Origin of the sequence: Mesorhizobium sp. CA8 (assembly GCF_020164955.1) — a bacterium.
Taxonomy (GTDB): domain Bacteria; phylum Pseudomonadota; class Alphaproteobacteria; order Rhizobiales; family Rhizobiaceae; genus Mesorhizobium.
Genome location: NZ_JAIUHG010000009.1, coordinates 83286 through 100266 on the forward strand (window position 1 = coordinate 83286; position 16981 = coordinate 100266).

Annotated in this window: 14 protein-coding genes and 1 pseudogene; 10 read left to right on the plus strand and 5 right to left on the minus strand. The window is 63.0% G+C overall.

Translation table 11 applies throughout. From position 1 onward, the window contains the following. Positions 1 to 640 precede the first annotated feature (640 nt). From LB553_RS12620 to LB553_RS12630, 3 genes are all read left to right on the plus strand, one after another. Complete coding sequence (locus LB553_RS12620; RefSeq protein ID WP_224513611.1) at positions 641 to 745, plus strand: DUF982 domain-containing protein; 105 nt, start codon at positions 641 to 643, stop codon at positions 743 to 745. A 684-nt stretch (positions 746 to 1429) separates the two neighbouring features. Next, positions 1430 to 3568, plus strand: a complete 2139-nt coding sequence (locus tag LB553_RS12625; RefSeq protein WP_224513613.1) for a ParB/RepB/Spo0J family partition protein — start codon at positions 1430 to 1432, stop codon at positions 3566 to 3568. A 121-nt stretch (positions 3569 to 3689) separates the two neighbouring features. After that, positions 3690 to 4880: a DUF932 domain-containing protein gene (locus tag LB553_RS12630; RefSeq protein ID WP_224513616.1), complete on the plus strand. Its 1191-nt coding sequence runs from the start codon at positions 3690 to 3692 to the stop codon at positions 4878 to 4880. Between the two features lie 700 nt (positions 4881 to 5580). Here the strand turns inward: LB553_RS12630 and LB553_RS12635 are convergent. Then, positions 5581 to 6771: a DUF1173 domain-containing protein gene (locus LB553_RS12635; protein WP_224513618.1), complete on the minus strand. Its 1191-nt coding sequence runs from the start codon at positions 6769 to 6771 to the stop codon at positions 5581 to 5583. A 192-nt stretch (positions 6772 to 6963) separates the two neighbouring features. Here LB553_RS12635 and LB553_RS12640 point away from each other — a divergent pair, with 192 nt between their 5' ends. From LB553_RS12640 to LB553_RS12660, 5 genes and pseudogenes are all read left to right on the plus strand, one after another. Further along, positions 6964 to 11418 carry a strawberry notch family protein gene (locus tag LB553_RS12640; RefSeq protein ID WP_224513619.1) on the plus strand — a complete coding sequence of 1485 codons (4455 nt, stop codon included), beginning with the start codon at positions 6964 to 6966 and terminating at the stop codon, positions 11416 to 11418. Positions 11419 to 11423: 5 nt separating this feature from the next. Continuing rightward, positions 11424 to 12458, plus strand: coding sequence for a toprim domain-containing protein (locus LB553_RS12645; protein WP_224513745.1), 1035 nt, complete (start codon positions 11424 to 11426; stop codon positions 12456 to 12458). 329 nt (positions 12459 to 12787) lie between these two features. Next, complete coding sequence (locus LB553_RS12650; RefSeq protein WP_224513621.1) at positions 12788 to 13729, plus strand: DUF2493 domain-containing protein; 942 nt, start codon at positions 12788 to 12790, stop codon at positions 13727 to 13729. Positions 13730 to 13772: 43 nt separating this feature from the next. Further along, positions 13773 to 14033 (plus strand): annotated as a pseudogene (locus LB553_RS12655) (type II toxin-antitoxin system prevent-host-death family antitoxin). A gap of 54 nt (positions 14034 to 14087) precedes the next feature. After that, on the plus strand, positions 14088 to 14372 hold the full coding sequence (locus tag LB553_RS12660) for a DUF1778 domain-containing protein (protein WP_224513624.1): 285 nt from the start codon (positions 14088 to 14090) through the stop codon (positions 14370 to 14372). 85 nt (positions 14373 to 14457) lie between these two features. On the opposite strand, the gene LB553_RS12665 is transcribed toward LB553_RS12660, so the two are convergent. From LB553_RS12665 to LB553_RS12680, 4 genes are all read right to left on the minus strand, one after another. Continuing rightward, positions 14458 to 14670 carry a CopG family transcriptional regulator gene (locus LB553_RS12665; protein ID WP_224513626.1) on the minus strand — a complete coding sequence of 71 codons (213 nt, stop codon included), beginning with the start codon at positions 14668 to 14670 and terminating at the stop codon, positions 14458 to 14460. Beyond that, the gene (locus tag LB553_RS12670) at positions 14671 to 15075 is read right to left on the minus strand and encodes a type II toxin-antitoxin system VapC family toxin (protein WP_224513627.1); all 405 of its coding nucleotides are present in this window, start codon (positions 15073 to 15075) and stop codon (positions 14671 to 14673) included. It lies immediately after the preceding gene. Continuing rightward, entirely contained in the window at positions 15072 to 15332 is a 261-nt protein-coding gene (locus tag LB553_RS12675; protein ID WP_224513628.1) for an antitoxin, read from the minus strand. The genes LB553_RS12670 and LB553_RS12675 overlap by 4 nt, the downstream gene beginning before the upstream one ends. A 398-nt stretch (positions 15333 to 15730) precedes the next feature. After that, positions 15731 to 16084: a hypothetical protein gene (locus tag LB553_RS12680; RefSeq protein WP_224513629.1), complete on the minus strand. Its 354-nt coding sequence runs from the start codon at positions 16082 to 16084 to the stop codon at positions 15731 to 15733. Between the two features lie 36 nt (positions 16085 to 16120). Between LB553_RS12680 and LB553_RS12685 the strand changes: the two genes are divergently transcribed. Further along, entirely contained in the window at positions 16121 to 16444 is a 324-nt protein-coding gene (locus tag LB553_RS12685; protein ID WP_224513630.1) for a DUF736 domain-containing protein, read from the plus strand. Positions 16445 to 16767: 323 nt separating this feature from the next. Beyond that, positions 16768 to 16938 carry a hypothetical protein gene (locus LB553_RS12690; RefSeq protein WP_224513631.1) on the plus strand — a complete coding sequence of 57 codons (171 nt, stop codon included), beginning with the start codon at positions 16768 to 16770 and terminating at the stop codon, positions 16936 to 16938. Positions 16939 to 16981: the final 43 nt, after the last annotated feature.

A 16981-nucleotide genomic window follows, 5' to 3' on the forward strand; every position in this document is an offset into this window, starting at 1 on the left:
CGGCCGCACCCGCATCAACAACGCACCGCGGTGGTACGTCAAACCACGCTGCTTTGCGAGGCTCAGCACAGCTGCGATGAAGGCCTCTCAGGTATGGGAAGCTATCGCTGAGCGGTATGCCAGCCGCATCGCGATTTGGCCCGGGACCAAGTGCGCACCTGGCCATATCGCAGGCCGGATGTATCCGGAAAAATGACCTGCCAGATTGTTTTGCACTCGAAACCAGTGAGTGCCGCCCGCAATGCCCTTTTCGGCTTTGCGAAACGAGCCGCCATATTGGAGGATGAAACTTCCGCCATGCAGTGGCTCGCCACCTGCAAATCGGGCGCGGGGAAAAGTGCAAGCGTTAGTTGGGCGCTTCTGCTATTGGTCTGTCGAGTCGAAATTTCACCAGACCGAAAATAGAAACGGTTTCTTCAAGATGCGGCAGACTCCGTCGGCCGGGCAACGAAGTGCTATCAGCGCAATTGCCGCTTCCATGGCCTTTTTGGGATGAAATGACGGGCTTGAACAGATTTGAAAGAGCAGTCGTTGTGCAAGCTAGCCGCCATAGCTCAGAGCGGGTCGTGTTCGATGTCAACGACGCTGCCGCTATCTTGCTTCGCGATCTTGATCGCGAGACCTCAAATGAAAAGCCGCGATGGTCGCCTGTCTTCAGGCGTTGCGCGGTCAGGCCCATCCACCAGCTGCTCGAAGAGCTTTCGTGGCAGCCGCGCTCGAAGCAAAGATTCTGCGCAGCGATTAGAAGGCAATCCCCAGCAGTAGATCCAGCCGCGTGATGGAAGCCAAACGCTGTCCGCGGGAGGGCTCCGAGACTTGGCGCTAGTTTGCTGCCAGGCGCGCCCTGCCTTCGGCCGGAATCGGAAATATGATCAACACTTCCTCTCCCGCCTGCCAGCTTCACTGCTCCCGGGACGCCTGACTGTGGTATGTATTGGGACGTTAGCCGAGCTCTTCCCAAGAACGATGCACAGATCAAAGACTGTGGTGGTTTAGCCGGTATGGAATTTTGGCGCGACGACAGCAGCAATCGCCGTGCGCGAAGCGCTCCGCCGAGATCAATGCGCTTCCGTGAACTAGATTGCCGGGAGCCAGGCCCAGACCGCGATTTAATCGCGCCGGAGCTGAGCTCTCAAGTGCCCAGGCGCGAAACGAAAGTGCCGGCCATTGATTGGCGGACGCTTCACGCTTGCTCGTTCCCGCCATGCTGGTCGGGACCGAGTATCCATCTGCAGTCAGAATGCAGGTGCTTTCGCATGCTAATAGCGCCGCGTCTCCGCAGGGTTTTCGACGGTTTGGAACCGGTTCCCCAGATAGCGCAAACCGGGAAAGGCGGAGCGCGGCTGGGAGGGAGAGGGGGGAGGAAACGTTCGCAGCGGGTTTGAAGGTTCGGAGAGAGGCTCCGGCCGGCCGGCTACGGAGAAACGACATGGCAAAGGCCATTCAGAAAATCACCCTCGACCGATCGGACGACATTCCCTTCGACAAGCTCGAACTCTCGCAGAAGAACGTTCGCAACATCAAGGCGGGCGTCTCGATCGAGGACCTCGCCGAGGACATCGCCCTTCGCGGGCTTCTCATGAGCCTGAACGTACGGCCGATCCTTGGCGAGAACGATGAGGAAACCGGCCGCTACGAAGTGCCCGCCGGCGGCCGCCGCTATCGGGCTCTCGAACTGCTGATCAAGCAGAAGCGCATGGCGAAGACCGAACCCATCCCTTGCATCGTCAAGCGCGGCGGGGCGACCTCGGTCGAGGACGATTCGCTTGCCGAAAACGTCCATCGCCTCCAGCTCCATCCGCTCGACCAGTTTCGGGCATTCCAGACCTTACATCTGCAGGGTCTCGGCGAGGAGGAGATCGCTGCGCGCTATTTCGTCTCGGCGTCGACGGTGCGCCAGCGTCTGCGGCTGGCGTCGGTCTCGCCGCGCCTGCTCGATCTCTACGCGAATGACGAGATCAAACTTGAGCAGGTGATGGCCTTTTCCATCACCAACGATCACGTTCGCCAGGAACAGGTCTGGGATACGGTCTCCCGGTCGCATGTCCGCGAGCCGTACTACATTCGCCGGCTGCTCACCGAAACAGCGGTGCGTGCCGTCGATCGCCGCGCGGTCTATATTGGGATCGAAGCGTACGAGGCCGCCGGCGGCATTGTGATGCGCGATCTCTTCGAACAGGATCAGGTTGGATGGCTCCAGGATCCGGCGCTTCTCGAACAGCTCGTGTTCGAAAAGCTGAAGGCCGACGCCGAAACGCTGAAAGCCGAGGAAGGGTGGAACTGGGTCGACGCGGCAATCGACTTTCCCTATGGCCATGCTTCCGGCCTGCGCCGCTTTTACGGCGAGCGCTCAGAATTGAGCGCCGACGAGCTCGCCCGCTACGACGAGCTAAAGGCGGAATATGACAAGCTCGACGCGGAATACGCCGAGGCGACCGACTATTCCGAGGAAACGGAAACCCGGCTTGAGGAACTCGGCAACGAGTTGGACCGGATGAATGACCGGCCCCATGTCTTCGATCCGGAAGAGGTTGCGCGCGGCGGCGCCTTCATCTCGCTCGGCGCCGGCGGCGAGCTGAAGATCGAGCGCGGCTTCGTTCGACCGGAGGACGAGCCGGTCGTCGAGGCCGATGGCACCGGTGCCGGCAATCACGATGGCGATGATGCAGTTACAGCTTCCGCAACCGGCGGGATCTCGGTCAATGGCAAGCCCGTTGCCCTCGAGCCGCCGGAGGAAGAGGACGACCGCATTCGTCCGCTCTCGGATCGCGTCGTCGAGGACCTGACGGCAGCCCGCACGATCGCGCTCAGGAACGCTCTCGCAAACGATCCGGTCATGGCCTTTGTCGCCGCGCTGCACGTCTTTGTTCTCAAGAGCTTTTTCGTCTACGGCTCGGACTCTTGCCTCGAGGTCACGATGCAGAGCGCGAAGTTCGGCCAGACGCAAGGGTTGGGCGACACGGTTTGGGCGAAGGAGATCGAACAGCGTCATGAAGCATGGGGACACGATCTGCCGAAGACCCCCGCGGAGCTTTGGAACTACCTGGTCGCTCTCGACGAGGCCAGCCGGCAGGCGCTGTTTGCGCATTGCGTCTCGCTATCGCTCAATGCCGTTGTGCAGCCGTGGAACCGGCGACCCGGGGCGCTCGCCCATGCTGATGAACTCGCCCGCTCGATCGGCTTCGATATGGTCGAGGCAGGCTGGAAGCCGACGGTCGACAACTATCTCGGCCGCGTGACAAAGGCCCATATCCTGCAGGCGGTCCGAGAGGCGAAGGGCGAACAGTCCGCGCAGCTCATCGATCACCTCAAGAAGGCGGACATGGCTCGTGAGGCCGCCCGGCTGCTCGAAGGCAGCGGATGGCTGCCCGAACCACTGCGGCTCACCTTGGATGAGCCGCTCTCGGAACAGGGCGACGCTGCCGCGGACGAAGTCACTGAGGACACTGCAGTAGAAGGCGCCGACGCCGATCTGCCGGTTTACCTGACCACGGGCGCCAAAGGTGAGGATGCGGCTCTTCAGGATGCCGATGTCGAAGAGAACCGTCGTCTCGACGCTGCGGAATAGCCCTCTTCAAACCGCCTGACCCAAGGCTTGGCGTCTACGCCGGGCCTTCCTCCATCATCCACCTCGCCAGCCCGGCCGTCGCAAAGCGACAGCCGGGCTCTTCGTTTTAGGAGCTTCCAACATGAACACCATGATCACCAGCCCGCGGCCTGTATCGTCCGGCTTCAAGGTCGACATTTCGCGTGGTCAACGCATCGGCCGCGTCTCGTCCGAATGGTTTTCGCGCCCGGATGATGAGCGCTATCTGTCACTTTGCGACCTCCATCGCGCCGTCAGCGCCAGAACAGAGCGTGCTCGGGTTCGAACTGTCGAAAGTACAGAAATCCGCGTCGAGGCGACCCGTGACAATGCCCAGCGCCTTTCCCTGGTCGTTCCCGGCGGTCGTGAGCCGCTGGCGCCCACACACTGGAGCTATGGTCAGCTTTGCAGCCTGGTCGGAGCTCCGGCGAGCTATATGCGCCAGTTGCCCGCGCCGCTGGCGGCAATCAACCTTCAGCATGGCCTGCTCAACCAAAATGCGGAAATGGTCAAGACACTGGAGATGGATAACGGCCGCGTGGAACTGCGGGCAGTGACCGGCCCTGACTATGGCCGCATCTGGGACAAAGATCTTGTCGAGGCGGTGATGAGGATTGCCGGCAACGGCACCGGCGACACGATCTGGAAGGTGCCGGGTGTGCTCGACTGGTCGACCATGGCTCACAACCCCTTCGTCGATGTCACCAAGGATACCACGACGCTCTACGCCAGCGATCGCGACGTCTTTCTCTTCCTGGTCGACGACACCCATCCGATCGAGGCCGGCCGCCTGCCGAACGGCAAGCCCGACTGGTATTTTCGCGGGTTCTACGCCTGGAACAGCGAAGTCGGATCGAAGACGCTCGGCATTGCCTCCTTCTATCTACGCGCAGTTTGTGCCAACAGGAATCTTTGGGGCACAGAAAATTTCGAGGAAATCACCATCCGGCACTCGAAGTTCGCAGCACAGCGTTTCGCCCACGAGGCGGCCCCGGCGCTGACGAACTTCGCCAATTCCTCACCCGCGCCCTTCGTCGCCGGCATCCGCGCCGCCCGTGAACGGGTCGTTGCGCGAAACGATGAAGATCGCTCGGATTTCTTGCGCAAGCGCGGCTTCTCCAAGGCCGAAACCGGAAAGATCATCGAGACAGTACTTTCCGAAGAGGGCAGGCCGCCTGAGTCAATTTTCGACTTTGTGCAGGGTATCACCGCTCTTGCGCGCGGGAAGGCGCATCAGGACACGCGGCTCGAACTCGAGGGCAAGGCCCGGAAGCTGCTGGAAGCCGCAGCCTGATCTTAATCCATCCAGTAGTATCCTCCTATCGATCCCTTTCATCGCCCGGCTATCGCGCCGGGCGTTTGTCTTTTTGGAGCGCCCGTGACATCCGTTTTTCGTTTCCTGCTCAGGTCGCGGCGGACCCATCGAGAAGGTCGGCCACCTGTTCAACTTCTCCGTCGGCGACATTCCGACCCAACTGGCGCAAATTGCGCAACGCGCCGGGCCCCAAAGGTCGCGGTCGCGGCAGGCCCGCTGGAATTGACTGAGGGCACGGAGTGATCGACTATTCCCGGACGCGCTTCAATCGGCTCGGCGCCAACAAGGGAACAGGACGCCTATATCGCCCGTCTCAAGGCGAAGCGGCATTTCTATGTCAACGGATGGGGGTTTCTAAGCTGGTATACGACGCGATCAGGTGTTGATGTCGCGGGCGTTCTTCGCCGTCCCCGCACCAGACCGCCGCGGAACAATTGCCGCACCGTTCTCGTCTCCCGTCTGCTCGGCGGCGACCTGATCGCCTGCCGCCTTCAGGTCGATCTCTCCCCAGATCGAGTGCTCTCGGCGGGCCAGGCGTCGCCGATTCTTGATCTCGATGACAAAGGGCTTTTCTCAGGTTTCATACCAATCCGATGAGATAGATGGCTTCGGCGAGAGGCTGGAGGTGTTGTTATTCGCCTCGTTCTGTCAATGTCCGGCGCGGCCCTATGTTCCCGGATCAAGGAAATCGCGGTATTTCGCCTTCCGCGACCCGCCAGACCCAGGGTGTGATCTCTGGCCTCGCATTGATCATGTCGGTTAGAGCTTGTTCGTATTCCTCTCCGGCGCTCGCCGGGACGATGAACATCGCGACGGGGGCGGGCTTCTGTTCCGGCAATGTCACCGACACGACAGGCGCATCGCGGGGCAGGTTGAAACGCAACCCCTTGACGGTCCTCCGCTTCAGGTGGCTCAGCATTTCCAGAAGCCGCAGCTCGTGAATGTCCTCGAAGGGCAGCCAGTGTTCATTGACCACCATCAGCGCGACCTCCTCGACCGACGCGATGCCGGCGGTTGAGACGCCGAAAGTCGCGATGACGATCAGGTGGAAGGCTTCGCTCGAGCGCCAGAGTTCGAGCTCCGTCTCGTAGCGTGCTGCCAGCCGCCGCCATGCGCCGTCCTCGATCATCAGCGGAAACGGCATGTGCCGCACGACGATCTTCTGGCCCGCTCTAGCCGCGGAAAACTCCTTCACCTCGGCCACGATCATCATCAGCTTGCGAGGACCCGAGCCGGACGGCTGTATGCCCTTGAGCGCGGCCGCACGCCGCGCGGCGATCCCATCCTTATCCTCTGGATGGAACACTTCCGGCACGAAAAGCACATCGCTCAAGGGGCTACACCGAGCCGTCATTTGGGAGGCGGCATTGATGAGGCTGGTTCGCACCCGGCCCCAGCCACGCCGGCCTGCCCAGGTCGACCGCCATTTGGTCAATTCGCCTGCCTCCCACAGATAATGCAGCATTGCCCTGAGCGACAGCTTTCTGGGCTCGCTGCGAATGCCCCGCTCCGACGGCTCAGCCGACGCGGTGGCTCCGGATCTGGCCCCACGTTTCGTCAGCGAGAAATCCAGCTTCAGGTCGGCCTTGCCGCTGGCGTCGATCTGGATCGCGTTGCCGATCAGCGGGCCGAGGCCGGAAAGCTCGTAGGGCGGCTCATAGGAGGGGCAACCAGGATGGTGATCGCGCCCCGAAAGCGGCATGCGCTTGATGAGATACTGGTCCTCCAGATGCGCGATATACATGGGGATCGGCGGCTCCTTGCACATGCACATCGGGCGAAGCCGCTGCTCGTAGGCCTGCGGAAGAAGCGTCCGAAACTCCGGCGAGGATTCCTCCATCACCCGTTCGCCGATCGTGAATGTTCGCACGGCCGTTCCCTCCTTGCCTCGGTCGAAGCTACACGGGACAGTGCTCATTTTACTATCGAAAAATAGCTAGTAAACCTCCAGGCCGGGCGCTGGCGCCTCATCTCCCGAGAGAGGGGGGCCGGAAGGGGCGGCCTGCCGGGTTTGGAGAGCGTCCGGCTGGCCGCTCTTTTCCCGCTCTCGGCAGGATTTCCCATGAAGATGATCACATCCGGTGCCGCGAACGCGGCCGCCACCTCTCTTGCGCCAGCCGATCGCGCAGGTCGAGCGGGCAAGATCCTCCACGCCGGCCATGGCTTTTTGCCGTTTCTTGAGCGCGGCCAGGCCATCGGCGCAGCCGATCTCCGAACCGTCTTGACGAACGCCTTCGGCGGCTCGGACGCCGAAGGTTTCTGGGCCTGGAAGGATGCCTATGAGGCGACCGAGGTCGCGCAGGTGTTGTTCCTGCGCAAGTTCGGCGCGGCGATTTCCGCTCGCGCGGCGCAGACCACGCTTGCGATGCTGACCAAGGTTGCGGGCCTGGTCCCGACCCACACGCGGCGCTCCGAGGAAAGCCAACAGCTCCAGCAATTTTCGACGCCGATGCCGCTTGGCTTTGTCGCGGCCCGCGCCGCCGGGGTCATGGCCGACGACACGGTGCTCGAACCGTCCGCCGGAACCGGCCTCATGGCGATCTTCGCCGAACTCGCGCAGGCGCGCCTCTCCCTCAACGAATATGCACCGGTTCGCTATACGCTTCTCGAGCAGCTCTTCCCGGGATCGATGGTGTCGCAGCATGATGCCGCCCACATCGATGACTATCTCGACCGCTCGGTCCGTCCGACCGTCGTCTTGATGAACCCGCCGTTTTCCGCCGGCCTTCACGTCGAAGGCCGCATGGGCGATGCCGCATGGCGTCATCTCGCCTCCGCCTTCGCCCGGCTCGCCCTCGGCGGTCGGCTGGTGTCGATCACCGGCTCCAGCCTTTCCCCCGACAATCTCAAATGGCGCGACGCCTTCGTCCGCCTGCAGGAGCGCGGCACGGTCCTGTTCAGCGCCGCGATCGATGGCTCTGTCTATGCCCGACATGGCACGACGATGGAAACGCGGCTGACGGTGATCGATAAGATCGCCGCTCCCAATCCTGCGAAGTTGGTCTCCTCTCACGGCGTCGCTTCCGATCTGGAGATACTGCTTTCATGGATCTCGGATCTTCCGCCCCGCTCGCCCGCGACCGCGCCGAACTCCATCGGCGCGCTATCGAACGGCGTCCTGCGCGCCTGCGTGACGAAGATGGCCGGCCGCAAGGCCGCCGGCACCGTGCGTCCTGCGGCAGAATCCGCTTCCGCAACGCGCCCTTCGCCCGCCGTCCGCGCACCGCGACCCGTGTCTCTGCCGCCCGCTCATTTCAACGACGAAGTCATCGAACTCTCGTACGAACTGCGCGACGCGGCGCCGAAAGCGCGTGTCGATGTCGCCGACGGCATCTACGAACCGTACCGGCTGCAGGCGATCCACATTCCCGGCGCCAAGCCACACCCGGACAAGCTGGTCGAATCTGTCGCCATGGCATCGGTCGCGCCGCCCAAGCCGACCTATCGTCCGCATCTTCCGAAGCGTGTCGTGAGCAGCGGCGATCTTTCCGATGCCCAGCTTGAAAGCGTGATCTATGCCGGCGAAGCGCACGGCGGCTATCTCGCTGGCCACTGGTCCGTCGATGCGACCTTCGACAATCTGAAAGCCGTTACGCCTGAGACCGAGGGCGCTGTCCGTTTTCGTCGCGGCTGGTTTCTCGGTGATGGCACGGGCGCCGGCAAAGGCCGCCAGGCTGCCGGGATAATTCTGGACAACTGGCTCAAGGGCCGCCGCCGCCATCTGTGGATTTCAAAGTCAGAGACCCTAATCGAGGACGCCCAGCGCGATTGGGCCGCACTGGGACAGGAGAAGCTGCTGGTCACGCCCCTGTCGCGCTTCCGGCAGGGCAAGCCGATCAACCTCGAAGAAGGGATCCTCTTCGTCACCTTTGCCACACTGCGTACCGATGAGCGCGAAGGCAAACGCTCGCGTGTCCAGCAGATCGTCGATTGGCTCGGTCAAGAGGCGGGGAACGCAATGACTTTCGATGGCGTCGTCATCTTCGATGAAGGCCACGCCATGGCCAATGCCGCCGGCGGCAAGTCCGAGCGCGGCGAGAAGACCGCCTCGCAACAAGGCCGCGCCGGCCTGCGCCTGCAACGTGCGCTGCCCGATGCCCGCGTCGTCTATGTCTCGGCGACCCGCGCGTCCGACGTCGAATCCCTCGCCTATGCCGAACGCCTCGGCCTGTGGGGCAGCACCGACTTCCCGTTCTCGACCCGATCCGAGTTTGTCGCGGCGATCGAGGACGGCGGCGTCGCGACGATGGAAGTGCTGGCGCGCGACCTCAAGGCTATGGGTCTCTACGCCTCGCGGTCCTTGTCATTCGAGGGTGTCGAGTACGAAATCATTGAGCACGAACTGACCGAGGAGCAGGTCCGCATCTACGATTCCTATGCCGAGGCCTATCAGGTCATCCATAACAATCTCAACGCGGCGCTCGAAGCCACCGGCATCACCAGTGCGACCGGCAATGGCACGCTCAACAAAAATGCCAAGGCAGCCGCCCGCTCTGCCTTCGAAAGTTCGAAGCAGCGCTTCTTCAATCACCTGCTGACCTCGATGAAGACGCCGGCGCTGATCGGCGCGATCGACAAGGATGTGCAGGAGAGGCATGCGGCAATCGTCCAGATCATCTCCACCGGACAGTCTCTCACCGAACGCCGGCTGGCGGAGATCCCGACCGAGGAGCGGGGCGATATCCAGGTCGACATCACGCCACGCGAGATCGTTGCGGAATTCTTGCACCACTCCTTTCCGATCCAGCTCTTCGAGGAATATTCCGACGCCGAAGGTAATCTCCTGTCGCGGCCGGTCTATGATGCCGACGGTAATCCGGTTCTGTGCCGTGAAGCGGTCGCACGCCGTGACGCATTGCTCGAGCGGCTCGGCAGCCTGCCCGCGATCCCGACCGCGCTCGACCAGGTCGTCCAGAGGTTCGGCACGGATCGCGTTGCCGAGATCACTGGGCGAACGCGCCGCATCGTGCGCCGCGACGATGGCGGCACGATCGACCGCTTCGCCGTCGAAAGCCGACCGGGCAGCGCCAATCTGGACGAAACGCGTGCTTTCATGGACGACGAGAAGCCGATCCTGATCTTCTCCGAAGCTGGCGGCACCGGACGGTCTTATCATGCGGATCTCGGCGCGAAGAACCAGCGCCTGCGTCTGCACAATCTCCTCGAAGCCGGCTGGCGGGCCGACATAGCGATCCAGGGACTTGGGCGCAGCCATCGCACCAACCAGGCGCAGCCGCCGCGCTTCCGCATGGTCGCCACGAACGTCAAGGCGGAGCGCCGCTTCCTGTCGACCATCGCCCGGCGTCTCGACACGCTGGGCGCAATCACGCGCGGGCAACGCCAGACCGGCGGACAGGGGATGTTCCGCTCTGAGGACAATCTCGAATCCCAATATGCCCGCGATGCGCTGCGACAATTTTACAAGCTCATCCATTGCGGCGACATCGCAGGCTGCTCGCTGGATAAATTCGAGACGATTACCGGCCTGTCGCTGACCGCGGAGGAGGGCGGGCTCAAGGACGAGCTGCCGCCGATCCATACCTTCCTCAACCGCATGCTGGCGCTGACCATTGCCATGCAAAACCTGTTGTTCGACGCCTTCGAGCAACTGCTGGCCGCCCGCATCGAGGGGGCGATCGCGGCGGGTGTCTATGACAAGGGCCTGGAGACGCTTGTAGCGGACCGCATGACGGTGAAGGAGCGCAAGCTGGTCTACACCCACCCGGTCACCGGCGCGCAGTCGCATCTGCTGACGATCGAACGCATGGATCGCAACAGGCCGATGCTGCTCTCCGATGCCTTGCAACTTGCCGCTTGTGATTGCCAGGCCAAGCTCATGGTCAACGGCAAGTCCGGCCGCTCGGCCGTGCAGGTTCCGACACGCTCGGTCATGCTCGACGACGGCTCGGTCCAGCCGCGCGTCACGCTCATCCGGCCGACGGTCGAAATCCGCTTCGAGCTGCGTCAGCTTGAAGAAACGAACTGGCAGGAAGCGGACGAGCAGGTCTTTGCCGACGCCTGGAACACCGAGGTTGCCAGTCTGCCAGAGTTTGCCATCTCGACCATGCACATGGTTTCCGGCCTGCTGTTGCCGATCTGGAAATTGCTGCCGCAGGATTTTTGCCGTGTCTATCGGCTTGAGACCGATAAGGGCGAACGCATCGTCGGCCGTCTGATCTCCTCGGAAGGTCTCGCCCGGCTGTGCCAGAATTTCGGGCTTGATCGGACCGAGGTCATAAGCGCCGGCGAGGTGTGGCAATCGCTGCTCAGCGGCTCTGCGGTCATTGGGCTGGCCGGCAACATGACGCTGCGGCGTGTGCGGGTGATGAATGACTATCGCGTCGAACTCACAGGCTTCAGCGACGGGATGCGCGATAGGCTGAGAGCAATAGGCCTGTTCTCCGAAATGATCGCCTGGAAGGTCAGGTTCTTCGTCCCGACCACGGATGACGGACCAGTGATCCTGTCGCGTCTCATGGAGCGGCACCGCATCGTCGACGTTGCCGGCCGTGCGTGACCGCTATGCTGTCCGCCTCGCAACTGGCGGATCGTCTCGCGCGCGACGTCGAGGCGGTCTGCCGCCATTACCTCTCCGCCGGCCGTCGGGGCGGCAACTACTGGATCGTCGGCGACGTCGCCAACAACAAGGGCCGGTCGCTCTATGTGCATCTCGCTGGTCCCCGCAAAGGCCGGTGGACAGATGCCGCGGCCGGGCAATTCGGCGACCTGCTCGACCTTGTTCGCGAAACCTGCGGACTTGTGGATTTCCGCGACGTTGCCGATGAGGCTCGACGTTTTCTGAATGAGCCTAAGCCCGGTTCGTCGTATCGCGGGGACGAGGCCGGCGATGCCCCGCCGGTCGAACGACCGGCTGCCGAACGTGCGCGACGGCTGTTCCGCATGGCGCAGCCGCTTGCCGGCACTTTGGCCGACACCTATCTGCGCCAGCGCGGCATCCTGCGGGCGTCTTTGCATCCGGCGCTGCGCTTCCACCCGTCCTGCTACTACCGGGATCTCGTGACCGGCAGGACGAGCCGCTATCCGGCGCTGATCGCAGCCGTGACCGACCGCTCCGGCGCAATCACCGGCGTGCACCGCACATGGCTCGACCCGCAGGGCGAGGGCAAAGCGAAGGTCGACGATCCGCGCCGCGCGCTCGGCGGGCTGCTTAGGAACGCCGTGCGCTTCCACTTTCCCCTCCATGGCCCTGTGCCGGTCATGGCCGCCGGCGAGGGGCTCGAAAGCATCTTGTCGCTCTCGCACGTGATGCCTGGCATGGCGATGGTGTCAGCGCTGACCGCCAATCACCTCGCCGCTTTCCGGCTCCCGGCAGGATGCGTGCGCCTCTACATCGCCGCCGACGCCGATGCCGCCGGCCGGCACGGCATCGAGGGATTGAGCCGCCGCGCGCGGGCGCTCGGGATCATGCCGCTCGTGCTCGCCCCGGAACTCGGCGACTTCAACGAGGACCTGCGCCGGCTCGGTCCGGCTCGGCTTACCGCGCACCTTCGAAGCCAGCTTGCCACGGAAGACGCTCAGGCCTTTCTGCCCGCGTGAGACGGCCATGAGGCTGGGCGACGGTAGGGCGCGGCGTGGCGGGAGAAGGTCGCTCTCTGCCGGTCGCCGTTCGGTGGGCGCGCGCTCGCCGGCCTGCCGAGAGGCGACCCTTACCATCCGGCGTTCAGGCCTTCAGCGGGTCAGTCAGGTTTCTTCCCTGCCGGGCCGGAGGCGGCCCGGCATTCCTCGCGGCCCAAGAAACCTTCTTGTCCCCGCCCGGCGCTGCGCTGGGCCGCGGCGCGGGCGCCGCGGTTCCGGCCCGCCCGCCGCATGGAAGGGGATCGCCGTCAGGCCGCGAGAGGCGCGGCCCAAACCGACGGAGACCCAGCATGAACCTTACCCTTCCCCTCGACGACGCCTTCGAGCCCAACCACGCCTCGTCCCCGACCGACCGCTTCATCTACGAGATGCAGATCCACGGCCATCGCCCCTTCCAGGACGAGCCGGATTCACGCCCGTTGCCTGAGGAGCCAATGGTCCAGTCGGCGCTGACCGCAGTCTTTGACGCCATGTTCGAAATGCTCGGCGATACACGGCTGGAGCCGGATCTCGAGGACCTTCTCTGGTCGACGGTCAACCTCTTCCATCGCGCCGGCGAGCGCATCCAGCGCGAGCTTCAGCGCAACCAAGACGCGCAGCGCACCGGCCAGCGCGAGCAGGACGGTTCGGAGGTCAAGAGCGTCGAGCTCGAGCGCCACATCGCCGAAGGCATCACGCTTCTCGAGCGCCGCAACGCCTTCGAGTTCATGCGCGATTATGCGGCCGACCTCTTCGAGGCGCAGACCGGATCGGCATGGCGGCCGCGCACCGGCTCGAAGGTGAGCCACGCCAACATGACGGCGGCAATGATCGACTCCAGAGATTTCCTCTCTGCCCGCCGTCGCGCCGAAACCGAGGTGCTGTTGCCTGCCGGCACCAAGATCGTCTTCGGCGGCGGCATGGACTACAACGATCATGAGCGCATCTGGGCCGCGCTGGACAAGGCCTACGCGAAGCACCCGGACATGATCCTGCTGCATGGCGGATCGCCCAAAGGCGCCGAACGCATCGCCGCCTGCTGGGCGGAAGCACGCAAGGTGACGCAGATCGCCTTCAAGCCGAACTGGACGAAGCATGCCAAGGCCGCACCCTTCCGCCGCAACGACGAGATGCTCTCCGTGATGCCCGCAGGCGTCGTCATTTTTCCGGGATCCGGCATCACCGAAAACCTTCGCGACAAGGCCCGCCGCTTCGGCATCAATGTTTGGGAACTTAGAGGAGACGGCGCGTGAGCGCCGTTTTCCTCCTCCGGAGAATCCATCTAGCATGCCGCTTATGCGGACATTCACGATAGACGATTCAGGCAGGCACACTGGCGACGTCCTGGACGCCGCCAGTGCCGAGCCGGTTGTTCTCATCTCGGATGAAAAGCTCCGGTACGCTCTGATGAGCATCGAACGCTACGAACGGATGCGCTCCGTGGGGGATCTACGTCGTGTCGGCCGAACCGCCTAAATGCCGGAGAAACACAAAGAACTGTTCGCGGCGAAGATCGATCGGCTGGCATGCGGCGAAGGTTACGACGGTGAGTCGTAACTGCGACCATGGAGAGAAGTATTGCAAAATACAATCGCATCACAGGAGCGCGACATGGCCACCACAGCCCCGAGAAAGGAAACATCCGTCTCGATGCGATTCCGCGACGACGATCTGACGATCATCGATCGTGGCGCGGAACTGCTCGGCTTGTCGCGCACCGAATTCATGCGCCGCGCCGCATTGCACGAGGCGCAGGTGGCGATCCTCAACGAGACCGTCACCCGCCTCTCGCCCGACGCCTATGATGCCTTCATGCAGGCGATTTCCGCCCCGGCGGCCGCTCCGCCGCCGAAGGCGGCCGAACGGTTGCGACGGATAGCACCCTGGGAAGGCTAGATGGCCCTTCCCGGTATTGAACTGCTCGACGACACGCATCGGCTTGGCGCTTTCGACTCCGGCAGGATGAGAACGCGAGGAGCGACTAGCGCAGTTCTCCATCCAGTTCCGAATCGATCTCATCCAGAGCCGTAAGGGGCAGCATCTCTCCGCGTCGGAATTCTTCTTCAGCTTTCAGCAGCGAACGAAGCGCATGACGGCGATCTTGGTCGCGCGTCATGTTTCCGCGGTTGAGGGCGTGCCGATGTTTTCCTGGCGCCATGTATTGGTTTTCCCGTTGGCGCGCATGTCCGTTCACTCACATCGTCCAATCTTCCACGCGCAGGCCCTCAACCCGTGCAAACTCGCCAGTATTGTTGGTGATGACAGCGAGTTCACGGGCCTTGGCCTGACCGGCGATCAAGGCGTCGTACGGGCCGATGGGTGTTCCCTTCGCAGCAAGGGCCGCCCGGATTTCTCCAGCGACGAAAGCGTCATGCAGGTCGAAATCGAGGATTGGAAAATCGGCGATCATCAGACGTAAGGTTTCGAGATTATGCTGCACCTTGGCGCTCTTGTGTGCACCGAAGTAAAGCTCATGAACGACGATCGAGGACAGGCCAATGCTGCCTTGCGGGCTGTCGAGAACGCGCCTGACCAGCTGATCCGATTTACGCCCGATCAATGCGATGACCGCGTTCGTGTCGAGGACATAGGAAATCACGAAAATACCGCGTCAAGCTCCGGCCGATCCTGCTCTTCCGGCTGCTGCCGGCCATCCGCCATAAAATCGGGGCTTGTTCCGCGGGCCAACGCCGCCTTCAGCGATGTCCATGCCTCCTCGGTCTCGATATGCGGGCGAAGGATTAGCGCATCGCCTTCCTGCGTGATTTCCACGCGCTCCACATTGAAACGAAATTCCTTCGGCAGGCGAACGGCTTGCGAATTGCCAGTCTGAAAAACTCGGGCGAGATGAGGCATGACTATTCTTCCGACGTATATACGATCACGTATATACGTCATTGCGGCCTTTGCTTCAAGACGCGAGATCCGGGCGCATCCAGTGCGGCCGACCCGATCTCTATTCCGCCACCAGGCAGCCTGCAAAGCCAGCATTCGCGACCGAAGGCATGGCGATCCCCTTGCGAGGGGACCGCGCGGAAACGCGCCCTGCGAACCGATCCCGACAGCGCGAGACCGCTAGCTCGCCGACCATTGGTGTGCCTGACTCCACCGACGGTCGGGTGTCCGGACGTTGGCAGGGCGGGGTCTCCCAAAGATCGCCCCTGCGACGGCGGCATGGATACCTCCACCAAGATATTGCAGCGCGGCTTGAATGCGGCGATACGGCTCCAGTCCGGACCGACCTCGCGGACCGTTTAAGGGGATGATGCGGAAGGGGCCGTCATGCGCTTAAAGCGGCCGGGAACGGGCGAGTGCAGGGTGTGGATCGACATGGTGATGGAGCGTTCAGAAGCGCGCGACCGATATCCGCAGCGCTGGACCGGACGGCCATAATGGGTATTCGCTCCCTTCGGCTGCCCCGAACCATTCCCGTTATGTCGCTCGTATAGACGACCGTCTGCTTTTGCGGCCAACCCCTGACGGGGTAAGACTCGCCCGAAATTTTTGCAAAATTCGATTTCGGTTTCTTTGTCCTGGCGGAAAATAGAATTTTGCAAAATTTTCGGCCGAGCTGACCGCAGCAGATCGGCCGTCTCTTCGTGCGCCATCGGGAATGGTCCCGAGCAACCGAAGGAGACAGAACCATGGCCACCACGATCGCAACCCTGACGCAGAAGACCGACGGCTCTCTCGAAGGCGTCTTCGCCACTATCCGGGTCAACGCCCCGATCGCCATCGTCCCGAACGGCCAGAAGGCAAGCGACGAAGCCCCCGACTTCCGCGTCATCCACCGCCGGACCGGCTTCGAGATCGGCGCGGGGTGGAACCGCATCGCCCGCCAGACCGGCGAGGAATACCTTTCGGTGAAGCTGGAAGCCCCGGAGATCGGCGTGATCTTCGGCAACCTCGCTCCCGCCCCAGGCGGCGATCCGAGCAAGAAGGTGATCCTCTGGAACAACCCGAACTGAACGGCAAGCAACCGGCCCCGAGCAATCGGGGCCGGTTTCGCCGCTCAATGTCAGGGTCGTTCCGCGGTCGTTGGAGCGAAAGCGGGCATCGAGCCCGATTTCGCTCCTTCTCGTTGCCACACGGGCGAGGACCTTTCTGCTCAGAACGCCAAGTCTGCCATGAGGCACTCGTGCCGCGTCAAGGACGAGCGGTCCCCCCAAAATTCTACGAATTTCGGCTCCCCCGCTCGCCGCCTCCGGCGGTCGCTACGCGATCCTTGACCCGACCCGATCCTCACGGCCCGCGCGCGTCATCTTTCACATCAACAAAGGAGATGACGACCATGACGATTTCCATCGAACAGCACATCGAGGAACTGCGGGCCGAGCTGCGCAATGCCGTCTACCGCGACGAGCGTCGCTGGATGGAGGCGGAACTGGCGCAGGCCCAAGCGGAACTGGAGGCGGCGATCACCGCACAGGACGCCGGGATCGAGGCCGAGCCTCCCCACTGAGGGAGGCTTTTGCCTGAACGCCCGGTTTGCCACCCCCGGATCG

Bases quoted from the DNA above. Each gene is read 5' to 3' on its own strand.
- LB553_RS12620 (WP_224513611.1), top strand. From the start codon at position 641: ATGGTCGCCTGTCTTCAGGCGTTGCGCGGTCAGGCCCATCCACCAGCT.
- LB553_RS12625 (WP_224513613.1), top strand. From the start codon at position 1,430: ATGGCAAAGGCCATTCAGAAAATCACCCTCGACCGATCGGACGACATT.
- LB553_RS12630 (WP_224513616.1), top strand. From the start codon at position 3,690: ATGAACACCATGATCACCAGCCCGCGGCCTGTATCGTCCGGCTTCAAG.
- LB553_RS12640 (WP_224513619.1), top strand. From the start codon at position 6,964: ATGAAGATGATCACATCCGGTGCCGCGAACGCGGCCGCCACCTCTCTT.
- LB553_RS12645 (WP_224513745.1), top strand. From the start codon at position 11,424: ATGCTGTCCGCCTCGCAACTGGCGGATCGTCTCGCGCGCGACGTCGAG.
- LB553_RS12650 (WP_224513621.1), top strand. From the start codon at position 12,788: ATGAACCTTACCCTTCCCCTCGACGACGCCTTCGAGCCCAACCACGCC.
- LB553_RS12660 (WP_224513624.1), top strand. From the start codon at position 14,088: ATGGCCACCACAGCCCCGAGAAAGGAAACATCCGTCTCGATGCGATTC.
- LB553_RS12675 (WP_224513628.1), bottom strand. From the start codon at position 15,332: ATGCCTCATCTCGCCCGAGTTTTTCAGACTGGCAATTCGCAAGCCGTT.
- LB553_RS12680 (WP_224513629.1), bottom strand. From the start codon at position 16,084: ATGGCGCACGAAGAGACGGCCGATCTGCTGCGGTCAGCTCGGCCGAAA.
- LB553_RS12685 (WP_224513630.1), top strand. From the start codon at position 16,121: ATGGCCACCACGATCGCAACCCTGACGCAGAAGACCGACGGCTCTCTC.
- LB553_RS12690 (WP_224513631.1), top strand. From the start codon at position 16,768: ATGACGATTTCCATCGAACAGCACATCGAGGAACTGCGGGCCGAGCTG.